The sequence below is a fragment of the Pseudoalteromonas luteoviolacea NCIMB 1942 genome (genome assembly GCF_001625595.1).
GTDB classification, from domain to species: Bacteria; Pseudomonadota; Gammaproteobacteria; order Enterobacterales; family Alteromonadaceae; genus Pseudoalteromonas; species Pseudoalteromonas luteoviolacea_A.
In genome coordinates, this window is the sequence record NZ_AUXT01000161.1 from 19,458 (window position 1) to 42,342 (window position 22,885).

General features: G+C 41.1%; 22 protein-coding genes and 1 pseudogene. 6 read left to right on the forward strand and 17 right to left on the reverse strand.

From position 1 onward, the window contains the following. Window positions 1-139 precede the first annotated feature (139 nt). Window positions 140-1,810 (forward strand): asparagine synthase B, encoded by a 1,671-nt coding sequence (gene asnB / locus N482_RS11935; protein ID WP_063377246.1) that lies wholly within the window; start codon window positions 140-142, stop codon window positions 1,808-1,810. A 126-nt stretch (window positions 1,811-1,936) separates the two neighbouring features. Then, window positions 1,937-2,410 carry a peroxiredoxin gene (locus N482_RS11940; protein WP_063377247.1) on the forward strand — a complete coding sequence of 158 codons (474 nt, stop codon included), beginning with the start codon at window positions 1,937-1,939 and terminating at the stop codon, window positions 2,408-2,410. A 42-nt stretch (window positions 2,411-2,452) separates the two neighbouring features. On the opposite strand, the gene N482_RS11945 is transcribed toward N482_RS11940, so the two are convergent. Both N482_RS11945 and N482_RS11950 read right to left on the reverse strand, forming a co-directional pair. After that, window positions 2,453-2,803: a hypothetical protein gene (locus N482_RS11945; protein ID WP_155730576.1), complete on the reverse strand. Its 351-nt coding sequence runs from the start codon at window positions 2,801-2,803 to the stop codon at window positions 2,453-2,455. Window positions 2,804-2,944: 141 nt separating this feature from the next. Further along, complete coding sequence (locus tag N482_RS11950; RefSeq protein WP_196763600.1) at window positions 2,945-3,388, reverse strand: Lrp/AsnC family transcriptional regulator; 444 nt, start codon at window positions 3,386-3,388, stop codon at window positions 2,945-2,947. A 106-nt stretch (window positions 3,389-3,494) separates the two neighbouring features. Between N482_RS11950 and N482_RS11955 the strand changes: the two genes are divergently transcribed. Then, window positions 3,495-4,088, forward strand: a complete 594-nt coding sequence (locus tag N482_RS11955) for a LysE family translocator (protein ID WP_063377250.1) — start codon at window positions 3,495-3,497, stop codon at window positions 4,086-4,088. Window positions 4,089-4,170: 82 nt separating this feature from the next. Here the strand turns inward: N482_RS11955 and N482_RS11960 are convergent, their stop codons facing one another. From N482_RS11960 to N482_RS12005, 10 genes are all read right to left on the reverse strand, one after another. Beyond that, complete coding sequence (locus N482_RS11960; RefSeq protein ID WP_063377291.1) at window positions 4,171-4,692, reverse strand: macro domain-containing protein; 522 nt, start codon at window positions 4,690-4,692, stop codon at window positions 4,171-4,173. 14 nt (window positions 4,693-4,706) lie between these two features. Next, complete coding sequence (locus tag N482_RS11965) at window positions 4,707-5,684, reverse strand: MBL fold metallo-hydrolase (protein WP_063377251.1); 978 nt, start codon at window positions 5,682-5,684, stop codon at window positions 4,707-4,709. A gap of 32 nt (window positions 5,685-5,716) precedes the next feature. After that, window positions 5,717-7,615, reverse strand: a complete 1,899-nt coding sequence (gene amt, locus N482_RS11970; RefSeq protein WP_196765338.1) for an ammonium transporter — start codon at window positions 7,613-7,615, stop codon at window positions 5,717-5,719. A 101-nt stretch (window positions 7,616-7,716) separates the two neighbouring features. Next, the gene (locus tag N482_RS11975; protein WP_063377252.1) at window positions 7,717-9,588 is read right to left on the reverse strand and encodes a DUF885 domain-containing protein; all 1,872 of its coding nucleotides are present in this window, start codon (window positions 9,586-9,588) and stop codon (window positions 7,717-7,719) included. Window positions 9,589-9,792: 204 nt separating this feature from the next. After that, entirely contained in the window at window positions 9,793-10,419 is a 627-nt protein-coding gene (locus N482_RS11980) for a LysE family translocator (protein ID WP_063377253.1), read from the reverse strand. Between the two features lie 202 nt (window positions 10,420-10,621). Further along, window positions 10,622-12,052 carry a hypothetical protein gene (locus N482_RS11985; RefSeq protein WP_063377254.1) on the reverse strand — a complete coding sequence of 477 codons (1,431 nt, stop codon included), beginning with the start codon at window positions 12,050-12,052 and terminating at the stop codon, window positions 10,622-10,624. Window positions 12,053-12,559: 507 nt separating this feature from the next. After that, on the reverse strand, window positions 12,560-12,958 hold the full coding sequence (locus N482_RS11990; RefSeq protein WP_063377255.1) for an MmcQ/YjbR family DNA-binding protein: 399 nt from the start codon (window positions 12,956-12,958) through the stop codon (window positions 12,560-12,562). A 6-nt stretch (window positions 12,959-12,964) separates the two neighbouring features. Then, window positions 12,965-13,378: a DUF3574 domain-containing protein gene (locus N482_RS11995; protein ID WP_063377256.1), complete on the reverse strand. Its 414-nt coding sequence runs from the start codon at window positions 13,376-13,378 to the stop codon at window positions 12,965-12,967. A 210-nt stretch (window positions 13,379-13,588) separates the two neighbouring features. Further along, the gene (def, locus tag N482_RS12000; protein WP_063377257.1) at window positions 13,589-14,092 is read right to left on the reverse strand and encodes a peptide deformylase; all 504 of its coding nucleotides are present in this window, start codon (window positions 14,090-14,092) and stop codon (window positions 13,589-13,591) included. A gap of 214 nt (window positions 14,093-14,306) precedes the next feature. Next, window positions 14,307-15,299 carry a D-cysteine desulfhydrase family protein gene (locus N482_RS12005; protein WP_063377258.1) on the reverse strand — a complete coding sequence of 331 codons (993 nt, stop codon included), beginning with the start codon at window positions 15,297-15,299 and terminating at the stop codon, window positions 14,307-14,309. Between the two features lie 184 nt (window positions 15,300-15,483). Between N482_RS12005 and N482_RS12010 the strand changes: the two genes are divergently transcribed. Beyond that, entirely contained in the window at window positions 15,484-16,365 is an 882-nt protein-coding gene (locus N482_RS12010; RefSeq protein WP_063377259.1) for an alpha/beta hydrolase, read from the forward strand. A 67-nt stretch (window positions 16,366-16,432) separates the two neighbouring features. On the opposite strand, the gene N482_RS12015 is transcribed toward N482_RS12010, so the two are convergent. Next, window positions 16,433-16,843 (reverse strand): GFA family protein, encoded by a 411-nt coding sequence (locus tag N482_RS12015; RefSeq protein ID WP_063377260.1) that lies wholly within the window; start codon window positions 16,841-16,843, stop codon window positions 16,433-16,435. A 124-nt stretch (window positions 16,844-16,967) separates the two neighbouring features. On the opposite strand from N482_RS12015, the gene N482_RS12020 reads away from it, so the two are divergent. Next, window positions 16,968-19,475, forward strand: a complete 2,508-nt coding sequence (locus N482_RS12020; RefSeq protein ID WP_231100850.1) for a cation:proton antiporter — start codon at window positions 16,968-16,970, stop codon at window positions 19,473-19,475. A gap of 709 nt (window positions 19,476-20,184) precedes the next feature. Here N482_RS12020 and N482_RS24850 read toward each other — a convergent pair. The 3 genes from N482_RS24850 to N482_RS12030 form a co-directional block, all read right to left on the reverse strand. Continuing rightward, complete coding sequence (locus N482_RS24850) at window positions 20,185-20,337, reverse strand: hypothetical protein (RefSeq protein WP_155730577.1); 153 nt, start codon at window positions 20,335-20,337, stop codon at window positions 20,185-20,187. 153 nt (window positions 20,338-20,490) lie between these two features. Further along, window positions 20,491-20,976 carry a DUF523 domain-containing protein gene (locus N482_RS12025; protein ID WP_063377262.1) on the reverse strand — a complete coding sequence of 162 codons (486 nt, stop codon included), beginning with the start codon at window positions 20,974-20,976 and terminating at the stop codon, window positions 20,491-20,493. Between the two features lie 93 nt (window positions 20,977-21,069). Then, entirely contained in the window at window positions 21,070-21,303 is a 234-nt protein-coding gene (locus N482_RS12030; protein ID WP_081227925.1) for an organomercurial lyase, read from the reverse strand. Between N482_RS12030 and N482_RS25650 the strand changes: the two are divergent. Then, window positions 21,253-21,618 (forward strand): annotated as a pseudogene (locus N482_RS25650) (alpha-amylase); the annotation flags it as partial. The gene N482_RS12030 and the pseudogene N482_RS25650 overlap by 51 nt on opposite strands. 147 nt (window positions 21,619-21,765) lie before the next feature. Here the strand turns inward: N482_RS25650 and N482_RS12040 are convergent. After that, window positions 21,766-22,797: a methionine synthase gene (locus tag N482_RS12040; RefSeq protein ID WP_063377265.1), complete on the reverse strand. Its 1,032-nt coding sequence runs from the start codon at window positions 22,795-22,797 to the stop codon at window positions 21,766-21,768. Between the last annotated feature and the right edge of the window lie 88 nt (window positions 22,798-22,885).

Below are 22,885 nucleotides of genomic sequence, written 5' to 3' on the forward strand. Positions count from 1 at the left end.
GGTAATTTTGTATGTGACTTATGCAAAATTTTCTGATAGTTATATCCTCTAAGCAGTAAAAATATCACTACAACAAAACTTCTGCGTCGGCAGCATAACTAAAAAATGCGTCATCAAACACAACAGGAATGAGGGTACTATGTGTTCAATATTTGGTGTTTTAGAAATAAAAGGTTCAGCTGATAAATTAAGATCGCAAGCTATTGAAATGTCGAAAAAGCTAAGGCACCGTGGCCCAGATTGGTCTGGTGTCTATGCAAGCGACAAAGCAATTTTAGTCCATGAGAGGCTCGCTATAGTGGGGGTTGCAAGTGGAGCTCAGCCATTATACAACCCAGAGAAAACACACGTTTTAGCGGTTAATGGCGAAATATACAACCATAAGGCACTTGCTGAGACACTAAGTGTACCTTTTGACTTTCAAACTAAATCTGACTGCGAAATTATCTTGGCACTTTACAAACAAAAAGGCCCTGAGTTTTTAGATGATCTAAATGGGATTTTCGCATTTTGTCTTTACGACGAAGAAAATGACGCTTATTTAATTGGTCGGGACCATATCGGTATCATTCCTCTCTATACAGGTAGAGATCAGCATGGGAACTTTTATGTTGCCAGCGAGATGAAAGCACTCACGCCTATATGCACTCAAATTGAAGAGTTTCCTCCAGGGCATTATTTGTATTCGAAAGAGGGGTCTTTCCATAAATATTATCAAAGAGACTGGCAAAATTTTGAGTCAGTACAAAACAACACTGCAAGCGCTCAAGATGTTAAAGAAGGGCTCGAGTCATCAGTCAAAAGACAACTAATGTGTGATGTGCCTTATGGTGTTTTACTATCCGGAGGCCTCGACTCCTCAGTAATATCAGCTATCACACAGCAATATGCAGCAAAGCGTGTCGAAGATAATGACGCAAGCGATGCTTGGTGGCCTAAACTGCATTCATTCTCGATTGGGCTTGAAGGTTCTCCAGATCTAGCCGCTGCCCAAAAAGTTGCAGATCGAATTGGCACAGTTCACCACCCTATTCACTTTACAGTCCAACAAGGGATCGATGCTTTAAAAGAAGTTGTTTATCATCTTGAAACATATGATGTCACCACCATACGCGCTTCTACTCCGATGTACCTTATGGCTAGATACATTAAAGCAATGGGAATCAAAATGGTGTTGTCTGGCGAAGGAGCCGATGAGCTGTTTGGCGGATACCTCTATTTCCACAAAGCACCCAATAGTCAAGAGTTCCACGAAGAACTAAATCGCAAAGTTTCTAAGTTGCATATGTTCGACTGTTTAAGAGCAAACAAGTCTATGGCAGCTTGGGGTGTTGAAGCGCGTGTGCCTTTCCTAGACAAAGAATTTGTCGATGTCGCCATGCGTACCAACCCAGATTATAAAATGTGTAAAGAAGGCCGTATAGAAAAACACATTATCCGCGAAGCGTTCGATGGTTACCTGCCAGATGACGTGCTTTGGCGTCAAAAAGAACAATTCTCAGACGGGGTTGGCTACTCTTGGATTGATTCTCTGCGCGAGTATGCTGAATCACAAGTCTCTGATCAAGATTTAGCAAACGCACAATACCGCTTCCCGATAAACACGCCTGATAGCAAAGAAGCATTTTTCTATCGCACAATATTTGAAGAACACTTTCCAGGCGACGCCGCCGCTAAATGTGTGCCACACGGAAAGTCAGTCGCATGTTCAACTCCTGAAGCGCTTGCTTGGGACAAAAGCTTTGAAGAAAATGCAGATCCCTCAGGCCGAGCGGCAAATGTGCACAATGATGCCTATGAAAATGACTAAGCCCGCTTTTTTGCCTACAGTTGTTTAGCTGTAGGCAACATATCTCTATAACCCTGCTGCTTGTCGGTGTTTTAATGTTTAAGAAAGTAATACACTGCACTAAATTCAATATAAAGAGAAAATCATATGATTGAACAAGGACAAAATATTCCAGCGTCGGTACTATCTGAATTAACTGCTGATGGCATGCAAACGCTTTCAACCCAAGATTTATTTGCCAACAAAAAAGTAGTTGTTTTTGCAGTACCCGGCGCATTCACACCAACCTGTTCTGCATCTCACCTTCCTGGGTTTGTCACTCTCGCTGATGAAATTAAAGCAAAGGGTGTCGACGACATCATTTGTGTATCTGTAAATGATGCATTTGTTATGAAGTTTTGGGGCGAAGCACATAACGCTGAAGAAATCCGCATGCTAGGTGACGGTGACGCAAGCTTTACCAAAGCTCTGGGCCTCGAAATGAATACCGAAAGTTTTGGTGGTGTAAGGTCGCAGCGCTATGCAATGGTAGTTGAAAACGGTATCGTTACACAACTTAATCTAGAAGCACCAAAAACGTTTGAAGTAAGTAAAGCTGAAGTTATTTTAGAGCTTTTATAACCTCAAACAACAGCCACTGAATTTCATAATAAAGTGGCTGTTCTACCCACCTAGATTGCGTTTTGGTAGGTAACCGAATTCATAAAATCTCGTTGGAACACACATGGTAATTACCTCATTTACTTTTTTGGGCAAATGATAGTTAACGGTCAGCCGTATCTTGTCAAACAGATCAGCCCTTACATTTACCTGAGAATAAGCATACCCAACAAGCTTATCATTTGGCCCTTGGTATTCAATAATTTTAGCTTCTGTAGAAAAAGTGCTTTCATAATTTTCATCTAAAATTGCGATGCGTGCATACGCAGCAGCTCCACCTTCCACTTTTTCAGGGAAATACACAGCCACTTCAATCGTTTCAGCGAGTTTTTGTTGTGTGATAAAGGCTTTCAACTCATCACTTTTGCCATGACCTGAACATGCAATACTAAAATACGAAACAAACATGGGTATTAAATAAAGGTATCTCATTTAACTTAACACCGCCTAGTTGTTAATACAGTTAAGTCCGACAAACACTCGCCTATGAATGGTTTAAGCCCTTTCATCTTTAGTAGAATCCATCACTACATGCGTGGTGATATTGCTCACTTGAGGTATCGCGCCTAATACGTCTGCATGAAAGCTTTTATAGGCGTGTAAGTTGCTTGTTTCTACCCGTAGTAAGTACTCGAAAGTACCTGTAACATTGTGACATTCTTTAACTTCTTCAGCTACTTCAATTGCTTCTTCAAAAGCTCGCTGAGCAGGTGTTGAGTGATCTCTGAGACCCACCCCCACATAAGCTATGAACTGCACGCCTAATAACTCACCATCCAATATTGCCCGATACCCCTTAATGACTCCCTTGGATTCAAGCTCTTGTACTCTACGTAAGCATGCAGAAGGAGAAAGCCCTATTTTTTCTGCAAGCTCAACATTTGAAATACGGCCATCCTGCGAAAGCTCTTGCAAGATAATTTCGTTAAACCTATCCATTTCCATTTTTTATTGCTCACAATACGAATAATAGCATTCAATACGCGACCCAATTGTTTATCAAACAGCGTAAAGTTGTTTTATACAATACTTAGAGGTTATACCAATGAATATAGAATTACTATCTGCTTTGGCGCTATTTGCTTTTGTGTCTTCCATCTCGCCAGGTCCAAATAATCTAATCTTACTTAGCTCAGGTATCTCATTTGGCGCTAGACGATGTATAGCGCTGCTGCTTGGCATAAACCTTGGGTTTATGGTGATGATTCTGACAATAGGCTTAGGGATGGGAGAAGTATTTAAACATTTCCCAATTTTATATGAATGTCTAAAGTGGATAAGTACAGCTTACCTATTGTATCTCGCTTATAAAATAGCTAGTAGCGCCTCAACCATTACAACAGAGCAAACACACACGCATCCTATGACTTTTATACAAGCGGCTCTTTTTCAATGGGTTAACCCTAAAGCTTGGTCAATGGCTTTATCAGCGATAGCCGTTTACGCGCCATCAAACAAGCTAGAATCAACGTTAATCGTGGCTGTCATATTTGCCATAATTAACTTGCCTTGTATCCTCTCATGGCTACTTGTAGGTGACAAGCTATCTGAAGTACTTAAGGATAAACGTAAAGTACAAGCTTTGAATTATTTTTTGGCTTTCTTACTCGTTGCGTCTGTTTTGCCTACCGTGCTCTGAGCGTCACATTTAACATGCTAAAAGGTGATGTATATTCCACTACAGCATCACCGCTTAGCAACTTGTTTTATATTTCATTGTATTAAGTTAATACATAGCGTGACAGTGCGTCTTTCCATATTTGGGTTAATTTATCATCAAACATATAAAATACGACCTCTAGGCCATCAGCAGCGAAAGGTAGAGCCGTACATATAGCAATACGTGCTGCTTCCTCTAGTGGGTAGCCATAGGCACCACATGAAATTGCTGGAAACGCGATAGATTGACAGCCATTATCTACAGCCAACTGAAGTGCATTTGAATATGCCGAAGTTAACGTGGCTTCTGGGTTTTGTGCTTGACGATATATTGGACCAACAGTGTGGATCACATACTTCGAATGTAAATCTCCACTGAGTGTTATTCTTGCTTCTCCAAATGGGCAGCGTACACCATCAATTGACTTAACTTTTTTGCAAGATTCTAGCAATTTAGGCCCTGCTGCGCGATGAATAGCGCCATCGACACCACCTCCCCCAAGCATTTTGGGATTAGCGGCATTGACTATCGCATCTTGGCTTGCAGAGGTTATATCATCTTTTACTATAGATATATTGCTCATGTAATTAGGTTCTTTTAATTGGTTAACCATCTAAATAGGTTGCTAATAGACTTTTGTAACAAGCTCATTGGTTGGATCACAAAAGACTTAAGAATGATTTGTTGCTCGTTTTCACTTCTTTGCAGGGCTTCATTTAATGCGTAAAGGTCTACAACCGATAGTGGTAAGGGTGCTTCATTAGGTTGATAGGTCGAGCCAATTGGGTAATATTTACCATGAGTTTTAGTCATTTCAATATGACCACCGAGTATGTATTTGACATCATTTTGCTGAGCAAACTTAACAAGTTTGGCAATGCTTTGTTTATACGCTTCCCAGTCTTTTACATATACCAAGCCAGGATATAAAGTGTCGCCAGTTATCAACCATTTATTTTTGTGGTCGAACACAGTAATGGCTTCCTCTTGATGCCCAGGTGTTGGCAGTATCGTAATCAAGCGTTCGCCCAAATCTAATTGGTACTGTCCGTTGGGCCAGTTTGAAACCCCTACAAAGTTTTGTACTTGCGTCATGTTAGGTGAAATGACTTGCGTATTTTGTAACACGCGAAACCCCGAATCTCCTTGATGGTGGTCGCTGTGACTATGCGAGTGAATAACAATTGTTTCTTTTGTTTCAAATGTGGCCTTACCCAATACAGCTCTAAGCGCTTGCGCATATGAAAAATCCACTACATCTGGAAGCGCTCCGGTATCAATCACCAAGATTTTATCATTACCCTCCAAAACATAACTGAATGGTGCTTCAAATGTTAGGCATTTGTTTTGTCTAATAATTGTGGAGCGACTGTCATGTTTAAAGACATCCAAAGTCGGCTGTTTACTGGTTTCGCAGCGCTGTGCCCCGTATATCCATGGTACAGTCTCTAAATTGGGCGCCGACGTAATATCATGTATTCTCGCCAGCTCTCTTTCAACGACAGAGGAATTAGACATGCCTGTCGCACTGCAGCCACTCAAAAATAGGCAGGTGATCAATACTTTAACTTTCATTTTTAATCCTTATTTTTCTAGTTTAGGGTAAATCAGTCCTCCCCATTAAATCGCACTTGGTTTCTACCCGCAGCCTTAGCTCTAAAGAGCGCCATGTCAGCTTCATCAAATAGCAACTGCGGGTTCACCTCATAATGGGGCTCCCAACTTGAACCGCCAATGCTCACGGTGACAAACTCGTCTTTACCCTTACAATGCGGTATCTCAAGAGCACGTACTGCAGCGCGTATCTCTTGTGCAATCTCCTTGGCATTTTTCTCGTTCGTGTTTGGCAAAATAATGGCAAACTCTTCACCGCCAATTCGCGCCAGCAGCCCATTTTTGACTTTTAACTTACTAGACAACGCCTGACATACATTTTGCAAGCAGTAATCTCCAAGCTGATGACCATAATGATCGTTGTACTGCTTAAAGTTATCTACATCAATGATGAGTAAGCAAAAACTGGATTTTTGTTTTTTTGCTAACTCAAAAGTTTCTGACAATACTTGTTCATAAACACGCCTATTTGCAATACCTGTTAGCGGATCTAAGCTTGCCAGCCTAAGGAGTTCGTCTTCTCTAGCTTTAAAGTGTCTACTGGTGTGATCAAGCAAATAATTGTATGTCATACATAAAGACGCATTGTTTGAACCGTGCTCTACGTTCAAGTGTTGCAAATAGCTCTCATTCTTGGCTATCTTGTCAAATTGCTCCATTAAGTCGATCAATTCGTCTTTCATGCCATGTTCACCAAAGTTCAAACCGATGGTTTCAGTCTGTGCTGATACTCTTAAGGGGTGAATTTGATTAACCAGCCACAAGAAGCCAAAACCAATTGCACAGACCCACATAGCACAAGCGAAAACACCCGCTAATTGCACGATGAGCTGCTCTGTATGAGATTCAAGTTTTAGTTTTTCTAAAGGTACAAACAAAGCGACGGCCACAGTCCCCCAAATACCACCGCCCAAATGCACTGGAACCACACTAACAACATCGTCAATATTAAACTTCTCTAAAAGGTCTGCAAGCAATACACTTATACACCCAGATATCGCACCAATTACAATTGCAGATGGTAAAGTGACTAAATCAGCACAGGCAGAAATCGCAACCAAGCCTGCCAACAATCCATTTAACACATATCGAATACCTTGCATTGAATGTAAGTTCCATGACAGCAAGAGCGCACTGACCCCACCAGCACATGCCGAAAGAGCCGTATTGGAAAATACCCGAGCGAGCTCCGTACTTGGACTACTTACACTACCACCGTTAAAGCCGAACCAGCCTATGAACAATAGGAATGTACCAAGGGCTGATAACGGTAAATTTTGACAGTACATTTCTTTGGGCTCACCTTCTCGCGTGAACCTGCCCAGCCTCGGGCCAACAATTATCAACGCAACAAGAGCAATCCATCCACCAACTGAATGCACTACAGTTGCGCCTGCATAATCAATAAAACCAAGTTCTAATAGCCACCCTTGAGGGAACTGGTCAAAGTGTTTTCCATGCCATACCCAGTGTCCGACTACTGGAAACAGCAGTGTTGCTGTAAGAAACGAACAAATTATATAGCCCGAAAACCGCATACGCTCTGCTACAGCGCCTGACAAAATCGTCGCTGCCGTGCCACAAAACATCATTTGAAATAAGAAGTAAGCTAAAACAGATGGGTTATCGAAACTATCAAGCGCGAACTGACTCGTACCAAAGAACCCATTTGCACTGGCGCCATACATGAGTCCATAGCCTATCAACCAAAAACATACGCCGCTGATACAAAAGTCAGCCACATTTTTTAGGGCAACATTAATATTATTTTTATTGCGAACCAGACCGCTCTCTAAGCAGGTAAATCCCGGCTGCATAAGCAATACGAGCGCCGTACATAGAAGAGTCCATGTAATCGAGATCGTTTGTGGGTCTATTTCAATGTTTTGCAAAAAAACCCTAGCCCGTAAATCTTAAGGAGTATTAAGGAGCTTAGCTAAGCTCCTTAATTTTCTCCACTTAAGGCCCTCAAGATTTTTGGTTTAAGCTCATGCTAGATACGCTTTTGTGCTTCAATCCAATGATTCACACGCTTTTCAAGTATGGAAAGAGGCATCGCGCCTCCACCCAAAATCGTGTCGTGAAAGCCTCTAATATCAAATTTGCTTCCTAGTTCTTTCTTCGCGCGCTTTCTCATTTCCAATATTTTGTTCATACCGATTTTGTATGACGTCGCCTGCCCTGGATTGATCATATAACGGTGAACCTCAGAGCGGATTGATGTTTCTTGAATTGGCGTATTTTCTTTAAAGTACGCAACAGCCTGCTCTTCACTCCATCCTTTAGAATGAATGCCTGTATCTACTACTAAACGGACTGCTCGCCACATTTCATTCACCAACCGTCCAAAATCGCTGTAACTGTCTTCGTAGCCACCCATTTCTTTTGCGAGCAACTCAGCATATAAACCCCAACCTTCAGAATAAGCCGTGAACATAGCCTTGGTTCTGAACTCTGGTATACCTGCCAACTCTTGAGCTATGGATAGCTGCATGTGGTGGCCGGGGTTACCTTCGTGATATGCAATCGCTTCCATATTATTCTTCGGCATACTCGTCATATCTATCAGATGCGCGTAATAAACACCTGGTCTGCTGCCATCTTTAGTACCTGGCATATAGTGTTGCGCAGCACCTGGGCGCTCTCTAAAAGGCTCGACTCGTTTAACCAATAGTTCCGATTTAGGCAAAATACCAAAATACTCAGGAAGTTTTTCGTTAATTTTATCTAAGTAAGCGATTGAGTCATCGATATACCCTTGTCTACCTTTATCATTATTTTCATAGAAAAACTGTGCATCAGTTCTGAAAAACTCAAAAAATGCCTGTAGGTCCCCTTCGAACCCCACCTGCTCAACGACTTTTAACATCTCCCCTTTTATTCTTACCACTTCAGAAATACCTATTTGATGAATTTCATCCGCAGTTAAGTCTGTTGATGTTTGATTTGCTAATCGATAATTGTAAAAAGCCTGACCGTTGGGCTGATCGCTCACACCAAACCCATCTTCTTGTTTTAGATTTTGTATATCTTTTTCAAACCAGCTTACTAGTTGCTCATAGCTGTTTTTATACTCTGTTGTCAGCGCCTGTTTCGTTTCCTCCAACAGATTATCTGCCACCGTTTGTGAAATGACCTCTTTTTCGACCAAGCTATTTATTTTTTTCTTGGCGTCAGCCCATAGCGGTGCATCTTTTTCACTCTCTGAAAATGGGGCACCTATGATCATTGCTTTGGATTGCTTAATGATGCCCTGGTAAGAAAATTTTGGTGTCCGTATACCCAAACTGGCTTTATTTTTTGTTTGAGCAAGTAGTTCATTCAGCGCATGCGATATGGCAATCAGGCGTTTGTTGTAGTCTTCCATATCTTGCTGCGTATCAACCTTATGGAAATTCATCATAAACTGAGTAGCCCAAGACTGTATGCCGAACATATGCGTGAAGATATAGCTGTTATTTACAAAATCTAGATCCTTTTTCTGCTGTTCATACTGATAAATCCATAAATCGTATGAGATTTGCGCTTCGGCATCTAATTTAGTGTAGTCAAACTGCGCTCTCAACTCTGCCACGGTGCCTGCTAACCAAGCTAGGTCTCTACGCGCGCCCTGAATAGTGACATCATCAATTTCGCTGTACCTATCTTTTCTCCCATAAATGGTCATCCGCATAGGGCTCATTTGCAGTTGTTGTTCATATTTTTCAGCGAACCATTCATTTACTCTTTTAGTTTCTTTTTCAACACTACTCATGGTTGCAGCAACTGTTTGCGTGGCGTTTGAGTTGGTTTGGTTTTGTGAATTGTTCGCTTGACACCCGGTAAGTACTGCGACAACAGATAGCGCAACTAACGATCTGTACATGTATTATTCTCCTGACTCTTTTTTAGATACAATAAAGAGAAAATACATATCTTACAATAAATTACCTACTTAAAGTGTAACGAATCATGAAGAATGAAGTACAATTTAATGTTTAAAGTTTTAAAAAATAAAAAAGGGCAACTACGATTCTAGTCGCCCTTCGTGAGCCAGTTTAGCTCAGCTTACTTGTAAATTTTAATTCAATTACTTTTGTTTCATAAACACCACCGCTAGCCCCGCAGTCACAAATGTCAGACCTGCGCAAATATTTAAGCTACCTTGTAATCTTGGTTTAGCTTGTAACACATGTTTAAGACGGTGCGAAAATATCCCCATTAATGAAAAACCGGCCGTCGTCATCAAGGCGAACCAAAACCCGTAAACAATCATTTGGATAGACACACTTCCCAATTCTGGATTCACAAATTGAGGAATAAATGCTAATACAAATAAGCCGGGTTTGGGGTTAAGTGCGGCGGATAGAAATCCAGTCACAAAAATATTGCTAAGCGGCTTTTTCTCAACGCTTTCAATCAAAATCAGATCTCTGTTACGTAACACCTTGATGCCTAGCCAAATAAGATAACTAGCACCAATAAACTTAATCACATAAAACGCGACCACAGATGTTTGAATAAGTAATGTCAGCCCGGCTGTGGCTGCCACAACATGAAATAAGATCCCAATCCCAGACGCAGTCCCAGAAACACTCGCAGCCAGCTTCCCTTGACTCACTCCTCTGGCTATAGCCAAAATATTATCAGGCCCTGGAGACAACACGAGTAAGATGCAAGCTGATGTATAGGCAAAAAAAACTTCGATTGGGAACATGAGATTCATTTTCCTTGAACACATTGAGTCTTTTTGAGCAACCCAAGGCGTTGAAGTTCAATTTACTGACAAATTTTTTTAAGAAGACAGCAAATATGTTTTGCTCATTGTCCTGGCGTTTTATATTACACCTCTTGATTGGTTTGTGGGTAGATTAGGTGATAGGAGTCAGTGAACCCGGCAAGCGGGCCCACCCAGTTAGTTAAAATAGTCCTTTGATTAGTTTTTTAGCCCCACCGACGGCGTCTTCTAGCAGACCGCCAACTCTTTCGACTGTTCTCAAAAACTCTCGACCAACAGACAATACAACTTTACCTGTGTTGAATTGTAAATCTACTTCACTACCGAATATTTCGACAGAAATGGCCATTTCACCAAGGTCTGCTTTCACTTCTCCTGATACAACGCCTAAGGTTTCATATTTCGCTTCAAAACCATTAGCATCTAGCTTTGCACCTAAGTCTGAAACAACGATGGAGGTTGATGCTTCGATTCTGTCTTTAGACGCTAGAGCATAAGCCGATGCAACAAGCACATTAGCACCTAGCTCAATACCATCTTTGCCAGCAGAAAATTCAATAGACTGGGTTCCAAGTTTACCAAGATCGAGTTCTCCTGCTAATTTCAACGTATCATTTTCAAGAGTTATATCGCCATTAAGTTGAATATTGCGTCGGCTAATTTTAACGACGTCCAGACCAGACAAACCGTCCGCTTCATAATTGCCCGCAGGCTTCATTAGGTTAAGGTCATGCCATAAAGTAGAAAAGCGCATACTACCAGGGCCTGTATTGTCAGCCCATTTTTCCGCAACTGCTTCATGATTGGTCAAACCGGTCGCAAAGTCATCACGATCATTGTTGGTATATCCAGAAATTGGTTTATCCGAAGTCGTTGAAAATTGACTGCGACATAGCGCACTGGGGTACTGACTACCACAGATGAAGCCAGCATTATCGTAGAAAAGATATCCATGATGTTTGCCGTGTGGAACAGAGATCCCACTTTTAGGGTAGCTATCACCATAGAGAGGTGCAGCTGTTGGGTCTAGTAAAACCGTGACTAGATTTTGTATCTTGTTACTTTCACGAATACGCATGCCTAAGTCGTGAGCAAATATACCACCTCGACTAAAACCTACAATTACAATATCCCATTTATACTTTCGTTCATTCAAAAACTCGTAAACCACGTCTCCAAGGTCACGAACCTGATCTCGCATATTTTCATCAGAATCCCACTCAACCTGCATATGTCTATACTGGCTATGTTCGAGCGTATTTTCTAAGATTCGATTTTCTAACTCTTTTTGCCAAGGATCTATGCTCGTATTACTTCTCTTAAACCCAGGAAGTGAAACGTATAGGGTTGGACGCTTCGAAAATCTAGCACTGCTTTTGGCTTTACCTTGATACATTGCATTTACAGAAACAGAGTGTAATTGTTCATCCCGTATTGTGAACTTACCTACTTTACTGTTTTGAACATACGACTCTTCCCTAACTAAGGGGAAAGATATGCCGCCTAACGAAATGGGAATATATTCTCGGTCGGTATTAACCTTCCAAGCTTGTGAAACCTTTAAAAGAGCTTTCTGTTTTTCTAAGCATAATTCATATTGCTCTATCTCCATTGCTTGTTCCCAATCGGTTAAGCCACCGATCAAGGGTTCTATGCAAGCAGAGGCATGGGCATTTATATTAAAGATAGTAGCTAAAATACAGATTAACTTTACCAGCGTTTTACTATTAATTTATCTCCCTTAACGCTTATTGTTTACTTCCTTTATATTGTACCCAATTACCCAATTACCCAATAATATGTGTGGTTTTTGGGCTTAATTTTGTATACTTTTCACTATTTATCATGTGGTGAATTTTAACCATACAAGTAAACTAAAACGCATATAGTGTCAAACTATTCATGTTTATGGGGCAATACACTATTATGGCCATCCGTTCTCTTATGCAGCCACAATCAGGAACGTAATCTCACGTCATTGAAACTTTGAAATGAATGTGTAAGTGTCACCTTTAGTCGTCAAAAAGAGACTTTAAAGTATATGAAACACTCGTAAATTGGCCTCTTTTTGGTATCAAATTGATTGGATTTTCTTCTCAAAATAAGGTGACTTTAGTTGTTATTCAGTACCGGAGGCTAAGTGTAATAAAATTGAACACCGGTCGGGTTTGCGCATTTTTTGAACAACCAATAAAAAAGAATTGTCAATCATGCGTTCTATCTCTCCTTGAGGTATAGAGCCATCCAGTATTACCGTGTTCCATAGTCGCTTATTCATATGATAGCCGGGAATAACTGCATCAAAGATATCCCTCAAAGCTTGTGCTTCATCAGGGTCACACTTTAAGTTTAGCCACCAATGACTGTCAGTTTCAGCTTTCGCTTTCATGTTAGATAACGACAATGTTGCGAACATTTTGTCTTTAACTTTGTAGACGTCAACTTCAGGGCCAAACGGCTGACTGACACTGGCATAGGGCTTTGTCATCAGGTATTGGTGAACAGTTTTATTATTCAACGATCCTTACTCCTTTCCTACAAACTGGATTTGCTTAACACCTAGCTGTACTACCAATACAGAGTCTTGACCAAATAACCGGCAATATTCGCGGGCTAGTTCCTTGGCAGTTGCCAGATCATGAGCAGTAGCGTTATACAATGTGACAATTTTTGAGCCCTCTTTGCTGCCTTTGTAGTAACCCGTAGAATCTACCAATGCAAACCCTTCAAATGCTCGTGCCAAATGACCTGTTTCAAATTTAAGCCACTGTTGTTGTGATATCACTCCGCCATTTGGCTTTGATAAACCAAAGTACATTTTGATGCCTTGATTGTTGCTGGAAACTGCGGGAGGCTTTGAGACAGGCGATGAGTTGGTTGTCATGCACCCTGATAATAAAGCGATGGCTGAATATACGAAAAGCGTACGGTAGTGCATGGTCAAATCCTTTATTTACAGTATCTATTTAGGCGCAATCAGTACTAGGCTATGTTGCTATCCATAGGTATTGACAACCAAATGCTTCTAAAAGATAACTTATTAAATCCTTATGTAGCTTTTAACAAAGTAAAAACGCCAGTTTTCTTCTTTTTTATTGTGATTTCTGGCGTGAGTTGCAAATTCTTTTATTAAATATGCTCTTTACCTTTAAGCATGGAGCTTGAGGTATTTTTTGACTTTTTTCATCGCCATTTTTTGTTTTAGCGGCGACAAATAGTCAATGAATAAATTACCATGAAGATGATCTATTTCGTGTTGCATTACGATTGCTAAAAACTCGTCGCTTTCTACTTTAATTGTTTTACCTGCTCTATCTTGCGCTGTTACGTTAACTGAAGTAAAACGCTCAACTTCTGCAAAATAATCTGGTACAGATAAGCACCCTTCTTGGCCTTTTTCTTTATTCTGCCCGTCAGTAACTTCTGGGTTGACCAAAATGAGAGGATCGTTGCGCTCTTCTGAAATATCAATAACTACAACCGCCTCTTCACTACCGACTTGCGTTGCCGAGAGGCCAATACCATTGCTGGTCGCATACATTGTTTCAAGTAAATCATCTATCAAGGTTTGTATCCTTTCAAAATTTTCTACTTTTTTTGCTTTGATTTTTAGTCTTGGATCTGGTGCAGTTAAAATTTCTAATACAGCCATAACTTAATGCTTGCTCTTATCGGTTTTAAGCTAAATGCGTGTATGCATAGCTTGATTAACATAGTTTATTTATATGGGTCCTCGTTACTCGCTGCTTTTTGCAATGCGAATATCACCAGAGGATCAAGCTGATGCGAGCAACATTCTATGTGCTGCCTATGTAAATGCAACCAATTTCTTGGCCAACATATTCAATAGTCGTGGTAATGCTCAATTATTCAAATTTATTCGCGTAAGAGAACAAACTTGGTGTACCACCAGTGTGCCAAAATAAGACCTGTTTTGTATTATCGAGCTCTCCACTTTGCACTGAATCGATTAATGCAGCCATCGCCCTCCCTGTATATACTGGGTCTAATAAAATGCCTTCGGTATGGGCAAGGAGTTCGATGGCATGTTGTTCAGCAGCGCCAATAACACCGTATCCACCTCCCAAATATCTATTATCAAGCACAACTTCACTTTCTTCATAAAGGGTATCTAGACCTAAAAAACGACAGGTTCGATTAGCCAAATCATTTACCTGAGCTTTAAATGTGCAGCCTTCTAATTCATCTTTATCTATCTGAACGCCAACTAGGTTAAATGATGCATTCAACATGGACTTGGCGATCATAAGGCCAGCATGGGTCCCACCGGAACTCGAAGCAAAAAATATGTGGCTGAGATTTTGATAATCCAGCTGTTCACTGAGTTCCATACCTGCATTTACAAATCCGCAAGCACCCAATTCATTCGAGCCGCCATATGGAATGACATATGGCATTTTTCCCTGTGCAATTAGAGCTTTTTGTAAAGTGGGTATACCTTCGCCTTTACGATTTTCTGCCGCCCAATGTATATGCGCACCAAAAAGCTTATCTAATAGTAAGTTGCCATTGATATGATTTGGCTGGGTACCTCCCAGTAACAAGTGACATTCAAGACCCAATTGAGCAGCCGCTGCTGCTGTTTGCCTACAATGATTTGATTGCTGGGCCCCAGCGGTAATTATCGAATCGCAACCTTTTTCGACTGCATCACCAATGATAAATTCGAGTTTTCTCGTTTTGTTCCCACCAAGCGCTAACCCCGTTAAGTCATCTCTTTTTATTAGGATCTCCGGTCCACCCAAATGGCGTGACAAATTCTTCAACGGCATGATGGGCGTTGGGAAAAAACCGAGCTCTGCTTTTGGTAAATCACTCAGCGTGTTGTGAATAGTCATATCATATTTCCCTGTATTGATTTTAGTTCCATATTACTCGGATGCGCTAAGTTTTCAATTTCTAAACCGTTTATTAGCAGCTAACACTTAAAAGTCAGCTTTTAGTCAAATCAGAGGCTTTCTTTTAAATACTATGGGGCCTGTATCGTCGTAACCATAACAAAACTAAAGGAGTGAACTTATTATGAAGCATCTTGCTTTTATCTTACTATGTATTTTTAGCAGCCTTGCTCAAGCATCTTACCTAAATTACAAATACGAACATGTTCCCACAGAACACACTATAAGCTCCTCTACTCTAAATGAAGAACGAAAAGTTTGGGTGATTTTACCAGAGGGCTACCATTTACCTGAGAATAGCGACAAGCGCTACCCAGTGGTCTACACAACCGATGGTGAAAATTTACAGTACTTAACTGGCCACAACATGTGGTTTTTAAATCGAATGGGCATGTTACCTGACTCAATTTTAGTCGCCATCAATACACGCCACCATAGAGCAAGAGACCTAACTCCAACAGAACCAAAAGATAGCCCAACTCCTGAGTTAACTGGTCAAAGTCATCTACTCAAAGCTTTTATTAAAGATGAAGTGATCCCATTTGTTGATAGCGCTTATCGTACTGATGAATTTAGAGTTTTGTCTGGTCACTCATTAGGCGGGTTGTTTAGTATTACAAGTTTACTGTCTGAACAAATACAACCTTTGTTTAAAGGGTTTGTTGCCGTAGACCCTTCTTTATGGTGGGATAATGGTGTGGTTGCAAACTGGGTTAAAGATGCTGATGATATGTTCGATGAAAAAGCGTTTTCTGTCTATATCGTTGCCGCTCATGAAGACAATGTCCCGCCTGAGCATCAAGATCTGTATTTACGTCACATTAATGCTATTGAGAGCACCGCTAAAGAATTACTCGATACCGATGCCACCACAATTCGTTATGACATTACAACAGATGAAAACCATGGCTCTGTGTTGCATGTGGGTATATTTAGAGGTATTAGAGAAGTATTTAAGTGCTACCCTGCTGTTTGCCCTAAAGAAGACAACGACACAGAAGACTAAGTCCAATTGAATGTTTAAGCCACTCAATTGAGTGGCTTAAACATTCATTTATTATCGAGAACGCTTGTCACTCAATACTTTTCAAATGCAGCTTACCGTCATCACCTATCTTACCCCAGCAAGCTTGTGACTCTGTCCATAAATGGTGAACTACACTTATGCCTTGAAGGTACTTGTCGCAAATGAGTCCAGCGGGAATATACATTCTTTCTTCATCATTTTCACCGGGTAAACTTGAACCACACTCAGTGCAAAAGCTACACACCCAATCATGCTCGGGCTTTTGCCATGTTTTTACATGCCTCGCTCCTGAACACCACTTGAAATTAGACTTCTTAGCTATCATTCCAGCAACTCCATTAGCCCCGGTTGCTCTGCGACAAATAGCGCAATGACACTTAAAGAGTGCACTTGTTGTATTGGCATAAAACTCAAAACTAACTGGTTTGCAATTGCAGCTACCTTTTATTAAGTCCATAACGCCAACTTCCAGAATTGATTTGTTTAATTTGACACAAGTCAATTATAGTCATGTACATAAAAAGAAGACAATTTCGCGAATTGCTTATAACTTTTCTAAACTTATCTAAAACATACCTTACATGAGAAAGCCAGCTATGGACTTTAGCACTGGTTTGTTAGTCCTGCTTTTTGTGATTTTTGCACTTTTTACTGGGGCATTCGTTCGCCATATATTAAAAGGTACTCAAATCCCTTACACCGTAGCCCTGTTATTACTTGGTATTATCATAGGATTACTGCAGCGCGCCGACCTATTTCAATCTGAAGCGCAAGCTTTTGGCGACAGCCTAGTACTCATTGCCGACATTGATTCTCACTTGTTTCTCTACTTGTTTTTACCCACTCTTATCTTCGAAAGTGCCTTTGTTATGGAAGTACATTTGTTTAGACGCATGTTCACTCAAATAGCATTACTTGCCGTACCCGGTCTCATGCTGGCCATTTGGCTTACCGCAGAGCTTATTTTTGCAATAACACCGTATTCGTGGCAATGGAGCTGGGCTGTGTGCTTGATGTTTGGGGCACTGATAAGCGCCACAGATCCTGTCGCTGTTGTCGCACTGCTTAAGGAAGTAAGCTCTCGTAAACGGTTAGAAACATTGATTGAAGGCGAATCCTTATTAAATGACGGTACGGCAATTGTGTTCTTTTCGCTATTTTTTACTTGGGTTAGTGCGACGTTTTCTGGTGCCGATATTGGCGGGATAACCTCTCCTCTACATGTCACTGTTGAGTTTATCAAGGTCGTTTTGGTTGGTTTAATTATTGGCTTTGTAGTTGGCTGGCTATGTATTTTGTGGATAGAACGGGTTTTTAACGATCCTATGATTGAAATTTCTCTGACTATTGCCGCTGCTTATTCAGTCTTTTTTATCGCCGAAAATTTCCACGTTTCAGGTGTGGTTGCAGTTGTAACACTGGCGATTATTTTTGCGAGTATAGGCCGTACCCGCATTAGCCCCGAAGTTGCAGGTTTTTTGCATCATTTTTGGGAAATGATGGCACACATGGCTAATACCTTAATATTCCTGTTAGTTGGAATCTTAGTCGCTATCAGAGTGCCATTAGATGACATGCAAGCCTGGCAAATGCTGTTTGTTTTGTATGGCGGTATTTTGCTGATTCGCGCCTTTTCAATTGCGGTGTTTATGCCCGCACTAAAACGGCTCGGCATTGGGATAAACCTCGCCAAAGCTTCTGTACTTTGTTGGGGTGGTCTGCGAGGCGCGGTTTCGTTAGCTCTAGCATTAGCCGTGGTCGCAAGTGATGTCATACCAAAAGAGATAGGTGATCGCGTGCTCTTTTTATGTGCAGGAATTGTGGTGCTCACGATTATAGTAAATGGTTCAACAATGGGGCTGCTGCTAAAATTACTGGGTCTCAACACCTTACCACCCGCCAAACAAGCTACAGTAGATAAGGCGCACGCAAAAATTAGTGCAGAACTTCACGCTATGCTGCCTCAGATGATGACAAATGAATTCTTAAAAGGAGCAGACTGGGAAGCCGTAAAGCTAAAGTCCCAGTTAAAACATGTAGACGAAGTGAAAAATACCGACACAGTATCTGAGCAAGAACTTGATGTAGCTTACAAAAGAAGATTGCTCGAAACGGAAAGAAAACACTATTGGACTCAGTTTGAACAAGGGATGTTAAGTAAACAAGCAACGGCTAAGCTTGTTGAAGCGGTAGAGCAAGCTCTTGACGGAGAGCCCTGCATTGGTCCAAGGGCCTTTATTTACGGTACTTGGCAAATGCCTGCTTGGCTCGCCCCAATAAGAAGCTACCATTGGCTGAATCGATTATTGCTTAAACTTTACTTTGACAAACTTGCCCTAGGCTATGATATTGCTCGCGGTTTTATTCATGCACAAGAGGCGCTAGAAAGCCATGTACATGCGCTTGCGCCAAATCAACAAGTTGCCCAAGAGGTTATGAACTCTGTGATTGCGAATAAAAAGACCACACTTGAAAAAATAGCAGCGCTTCGAGATAGCTTTCCGGAAATAATTCAAGCGTTACAATCACAAGCTGCAACTCGGCTTCTCCTAAATCGAGAACGCGCGGTGATAATCGAGCAACTCAAACAAGCTGTTCTAGACAAGCCCGAAGCTCAAAGGCTACTTATGTCTGTCGAAGACAGAATGCAAGCACTTCAAAATCAGACCATATTTAAGACAACGCAAGAACAACGCTTGGTAAACGACATTCCTTGGGCAAGGCGCCTTTGCCAACAGACTCGAGAAAAGCTGTCTACACTGATCGAACACAACGTTTATGAGGCCGGCCAAATAATCTGTGACGCAAACCAGCCACTAAATAAAATTGGCATAGTAAGTAGAGGCAGCATAAAAGAGCATTGGACTGTAATGAGTGACTCAGAACAAAGGCATATATGCACTAGCAAAGGTCCTGGGGAGTCCATTGCCCTTCTAACGCTATTCACCGCCACCAGTAAAACGCAATGCGTGAGTGAAACACCATGCGATGTAATGTGGATCTCTTGCGACAAGTTGAAACAGCTAATGCAAAAAGATAATCAGCTAACACAGGTGATCTGCAAGCTTATGCAAGATTATTCTTTATAAACAAGTTGAAGTATCTCTGTTTAGGCTTATTTAAACCTAAATAAGCCTATGGACATTACACATGAAAAACTAAGCAATGGGGTGCTCGTAGTCTTTTGATGCCATAGCGGGAACAAGCTCTGTAATTGTGAAACTCACTGCACCACTTTGTACAAATGGTTCTGCATTTAATACTTTGATTCATTGAAATCAGCAGCCCACCCGTTCTTGGTACTTTTTGCCGCCAAACATCAGTTTATTTGCTCAATATTCTCGTTCAAGGTCTCGCTTGTGCTGTTCTGTCAACTCTAGTGTGACTATATCCATATTTATAAAGCTCATATCCACTAGAAACATAATTCCCTCGCTTTTTTAAATTATTAGAAGCGCAAGAGTTTCAACACACCACTACCAAATAAATCAGTGAAAGGCTCCAGCTCAGGTGTCGCAATCATAGCGGTATTTGACTTGCTGGGCCGAAAATGGAATATGAGAATTCTACGGGAGCTAAGTTCGAGCTCATTGAGCTTTAGAGCTTTAGAGCTTTAGAGCTTTACAGGCGAGATGCGATGGGATGACTCCATCTGTTGTAAATTCCAGACTTAAACAGTTAACAGAGGCTCAATTGATAATTACTTCGTCAGAGGGTACCAACTAACAGAATTAGGTGTGTCTTTAATGACAACCCTAGATCCACTGAGAAATTGGGCGAAAGAATGGGAAACTAAGCTTAAGAAGGGCGTGTTGTCTTTGTCGCGTTAGGGCTAATTCCTGCGTAACTAGTTCCATAAGGATTACAGCCTACCAACTCAATATTAAACGTTTCGTTACCTGCTGCATGCATAGACATTGCGTTAAAAAAGATGAATGCAATCTTTCTCACTTAGCTTCCTATATTTGACGTAGATACTTATTAAATAATTTTATTATTGGAGATTGTGTTGTGTTCCTAGGGTTACCACAAGCATTTAACGTGAAATTGTTAGATTTAAGCTAATAATCAAACAAACTCGAAGCCATGTTTTATCGAATTTGTTTAACACACATTAAGCTTACTTATTAGCTGCGCAGCAGTATGTTGACTGTATACTTTTATACCATGAGCAGAGAGTAATTGGGCAGTAACGCCAGATCCGGAAATCTTATTACCTGAAAATGTGCCATCGTAAATTTTCTGACTGCCGCAAGATGGGCTACCCTCAGCCAAAATCGCATATTTAATGTTCTGTGCTTGGCAAAGTCTTAACGCTTGCCTTGCTCCATCTAAAAACTCGATGGTAACATCAACACCATCATCGCCCACTACGCGTGCGCTACCCTTAATAACGTCACTTCCATAGCCACCTATAATTTCAGCAGGCGCTCTCGGAATTGGCAAACCAGCGGATACTTCTGGGCAAAAAATCGCGAGTTCTACATTTAAATCTAGCCACTGTCTATCGGTTTTGTCCAAACATAAACTGCTGCCGTTATATCTCACTTTATTCCCAACCAAACACGCACTAACGAATACTTTTTGCATCAGCTACTCCCACGGCAAAAGCTATATCATGCGTAGTCTATATCGTTTAAATAAAAAATGTTCTAAGTGGAACAAAATAAGCCGTGCACACTTTTAAAATTGCCTATTTTCACAAGGTAATGACCAAATATCATGGGTTAGATTGAACCTTTCAAAAATTGCTTTGGCTTCTGTTATAAACCATTTTTCCCACTCTGGATTTAAATGTTTGCCATACCACACCTTAGCGAACTCCCAAACATGCTCAATTGGTTGCACATCACCTTTATTCATGTGATGACGTTGGCACCACTTATTGATTTGCGCTTGCGACTCAAACAAAAGCATAGTGCTGCAAGTGTAAATAAAATAAAATTACCAATCGCTGCAAGCTTTGCTGTACTTGCCTCAACAACATTTGTTCACCTTTTTGAATGGTCATGGCCAGATGTCGCTAAAGAGTGCGACACATTTTTAGGTCTGCGGTCCAAATATCCCCACCAAATGAACATCACATGCAATCAATCGTGGACTAGATATCAACCAGTGAGTTACCAACTTAAAAGCCGAGGCGGTGATTGCAACGCTTTTGTCGATATGGTTTCTAGATGTAAAGCAGCAGGTGTAGACATCTATGTCGATGCAGTCACAAACCACACGGCAGGGGTACAGGCACTGCATTTCACTCAGGCGTCGTAGCACCGCAACTTCCAACATAGACTGATAACCAATTAACCTGCCTTTGGTTATCAGACTCAAGCAACGGTTGCATTACATTCGTTGATTTTTATAAATTTCTTCTTTTTGCAATTATAAAGCTGAAAGCTCTTTACGTACAATCTCTGCACCCGCACTCAGTGCACTTAATTTATCTCTCGCTACAGAACGCGACAATGGCGCCAAGCCACAGTTTGTGCATGGGTACAACTTATCTGCATCAACATATTTTAATGCTTTACGCAGTGTGTGTGCCACTTCTTCCGGTGTCTCAATGGTATTTGTCGCAACATCAATTGCGCCAACCATGATTTTTTTCCCTCGTACCAACTCTAGTAATTCAATCGGCACGCGTGAGTTATGGCACTCTAATGAAATAATGTCGATATTTGATTGCTGAAGCTTTGGAAATACTTCTTCGTACTGCCTCCATTCAGAACCTAGGGTTTTTTTCCAATCCGTATTTGCTTTAATTCCGTAGCCGTAACAAATATGTACTGCGGTTTCGCACTTCAAACCTTCAATAGCTCTTTCCAAGCATGCTATGCCCCAGGCATTTACTTCTTCGAAGAATACATTAAATGCAGGCTCATCGAACTGAATAATATCAACACCTGCCGCTTCCAGTTCTTTAGCCTCTTGGTTGAGTATCTTTGCAAATTCCCAAGCCAACTTTTCTCGGCTTTGATAATGGGCGTCGTACAATGTGTCGATCATCGTCATAGGGCCTGGTAGTGCCCATTTAATCGGTTTATCTGTTTGCGAACGAAGAAATTTGGCATCTTCAACGAACACTGGCTTTTGACGACTTACCGGGCCAACAACAGTTGGCACGCTGGCGTCATAACGATTACGAATACGAACCATCTCACGCTTTTCAAAATCTACGCCGTCCAAGTGCTCAATAAAAGTTGTCACAAAATGCTGACGAGTTTGCTCTCCGTCACTGACAATATCAACACCAGAAAATTCCTGCTCCTGCAATGAAACGCGAAGTGCATCATGTTTACCACCAACTAGTGCGTCTCCTTCAAGTTTCCACGGTGACCAAAGTACTTCTGGCTCTGCAAGCCAAGAGGGTTTAGGTAAACTACCAGCTGTTGATGTGGGTAATAAAGTTTTCATAATTAATGCCGCTGTATTTTAAATTGTTTTAAGTTTTCGTTAGCTTGTCTTGTGAAGCGAACTCTATCTAGTAACGAGCTAGAGCTAC

Excerpts from the sequence above, each read along its gene's own strand:
- N482_RS11980 (WP_063377253.1), bottom strand. The coding sequence starts at position 10,419 with ATGTTCCCAATCGAAGTTTTTTTTGCCTATACATCAGCTTGCATCTTA.
- N482_RS11960 (WP_063377291.1), bottom strand. The coding sequence starts at position 4,692 with ATGAGCAATATATCTATAGTAAAAGATGATATAACCTCTGCAAGCCAA.
- N482_RS12020 (WP_231100850.1), top strand. The coding sequence starts at position 16,968 with ATGAGAAAGCCAGCTATGGACTTTAGCACTGGTTTGTTAGTCCTGCTT.
- N482_RS12015 (WP_063377260.1), bottom strand. The coding sequence starts at position 16,843 with ATGGACTTAATAAAAGGTAGCTGCAATTGCAAACCAGTTAGTTTTGAG.
- N482_RS12010 (WP_063377259.1), top strand. The coding sequence starts at position 15,484 with ATGAAGCATCTTGCTTTTATCTTACTATGTATTTTTAGCAGCCTTGCT.
- N482_RS11940 (WP_063377247.1), top strand. The coding sequence starts at position 1,937 with ATGATTGAACAAGGACAAAATATTCCAGCGTCGGTACTATCTGAATTA.
- N482_RS11965 (WP_063377251.1), bottom strand. The coding sequence starts at position 5,684 with ATGAAAGTTAAAGTATTGATCACCTGCCTATTTTTGAGTGGCTGCAGT.
- N482_RS12040 (WP_063377265.1), bottom strand. The coding sequence starts at position 22,797 with ATGAAAACTTTATTACCCACATCAACAGCTGGTAGTTTACCTAAACCC.
- N482_RS11955 (WP_063377250.1), top strand. The coding sequence starts at position 3,495 with ATGAATATAGAATTACTATCTGCTTTGGCGCTATTTGCTTTTGTGTCT.
- N482_RS12025 (WP_063377262.1), bottom strand. The coding sequence starts at position 20,976 with ATGCAAAAAGTATTCGTTAGTGCGTGTTTGGTTGGGAATAAAGTGAGA.
- N482_RS11975 (WP_063377252.1), bottom strand. The coding sequence starts at position 9,588 with ATGTACAGATCGTTAGTTGCGCTATCTGTTGTCGCAGTACTTACCGGG.
- asnB (WP_063377246.1), top strand. The coding sequence starts at position 140 with ATGTGTTCAATATTTGGTGTTTTAGAAATAAAAGGTTCAGCTGATAAA.
- N482_RS12005 (WP_063377258.1), bottom strand. The coding sequence starts at position 15,299 with ATGACTATTCACAACACGCTGAGTGATTTACCAAAAGCAGAGCTCGGT.
- N482_RS11995 (WP_063377256.1), bottom strand. The coding sequence starts at position 13,378 with ATGCACTACCGTACGCTTTTCGTATATTCAGCCATCGCTTTATTATCA.
- N482_RS11985 (WP_063377254.1), bottom strand. The coding sequence starts at position 12,052 with ATGGAGATAGAGCAATATGAATTATGCTTAGAAAAACAGAAAGCTCTT.
- N482_RS11950 (WP_196763600.1), bottom strand. The coding sequence starts at position 3,388 with ATGGATAGGTTTAACGAAATTATCTTGCAAGAGCTTTCGCAGGATGGC.
- def (WP_063377257.1), bottom strand. The coding sequence starts at position 14,092 with ATGGCTGTATTAGAAATTTTAACTGCACCAGATCCAAGACTAAAAATC.
- N482_RS12030 (WP_081227925.1), bottom strand. The coding sequence starts at position 21,303 with ATGCTTTTGTTTGAGTCGCAAGCGCAAATCAATAAGTGGTGCCAACGT.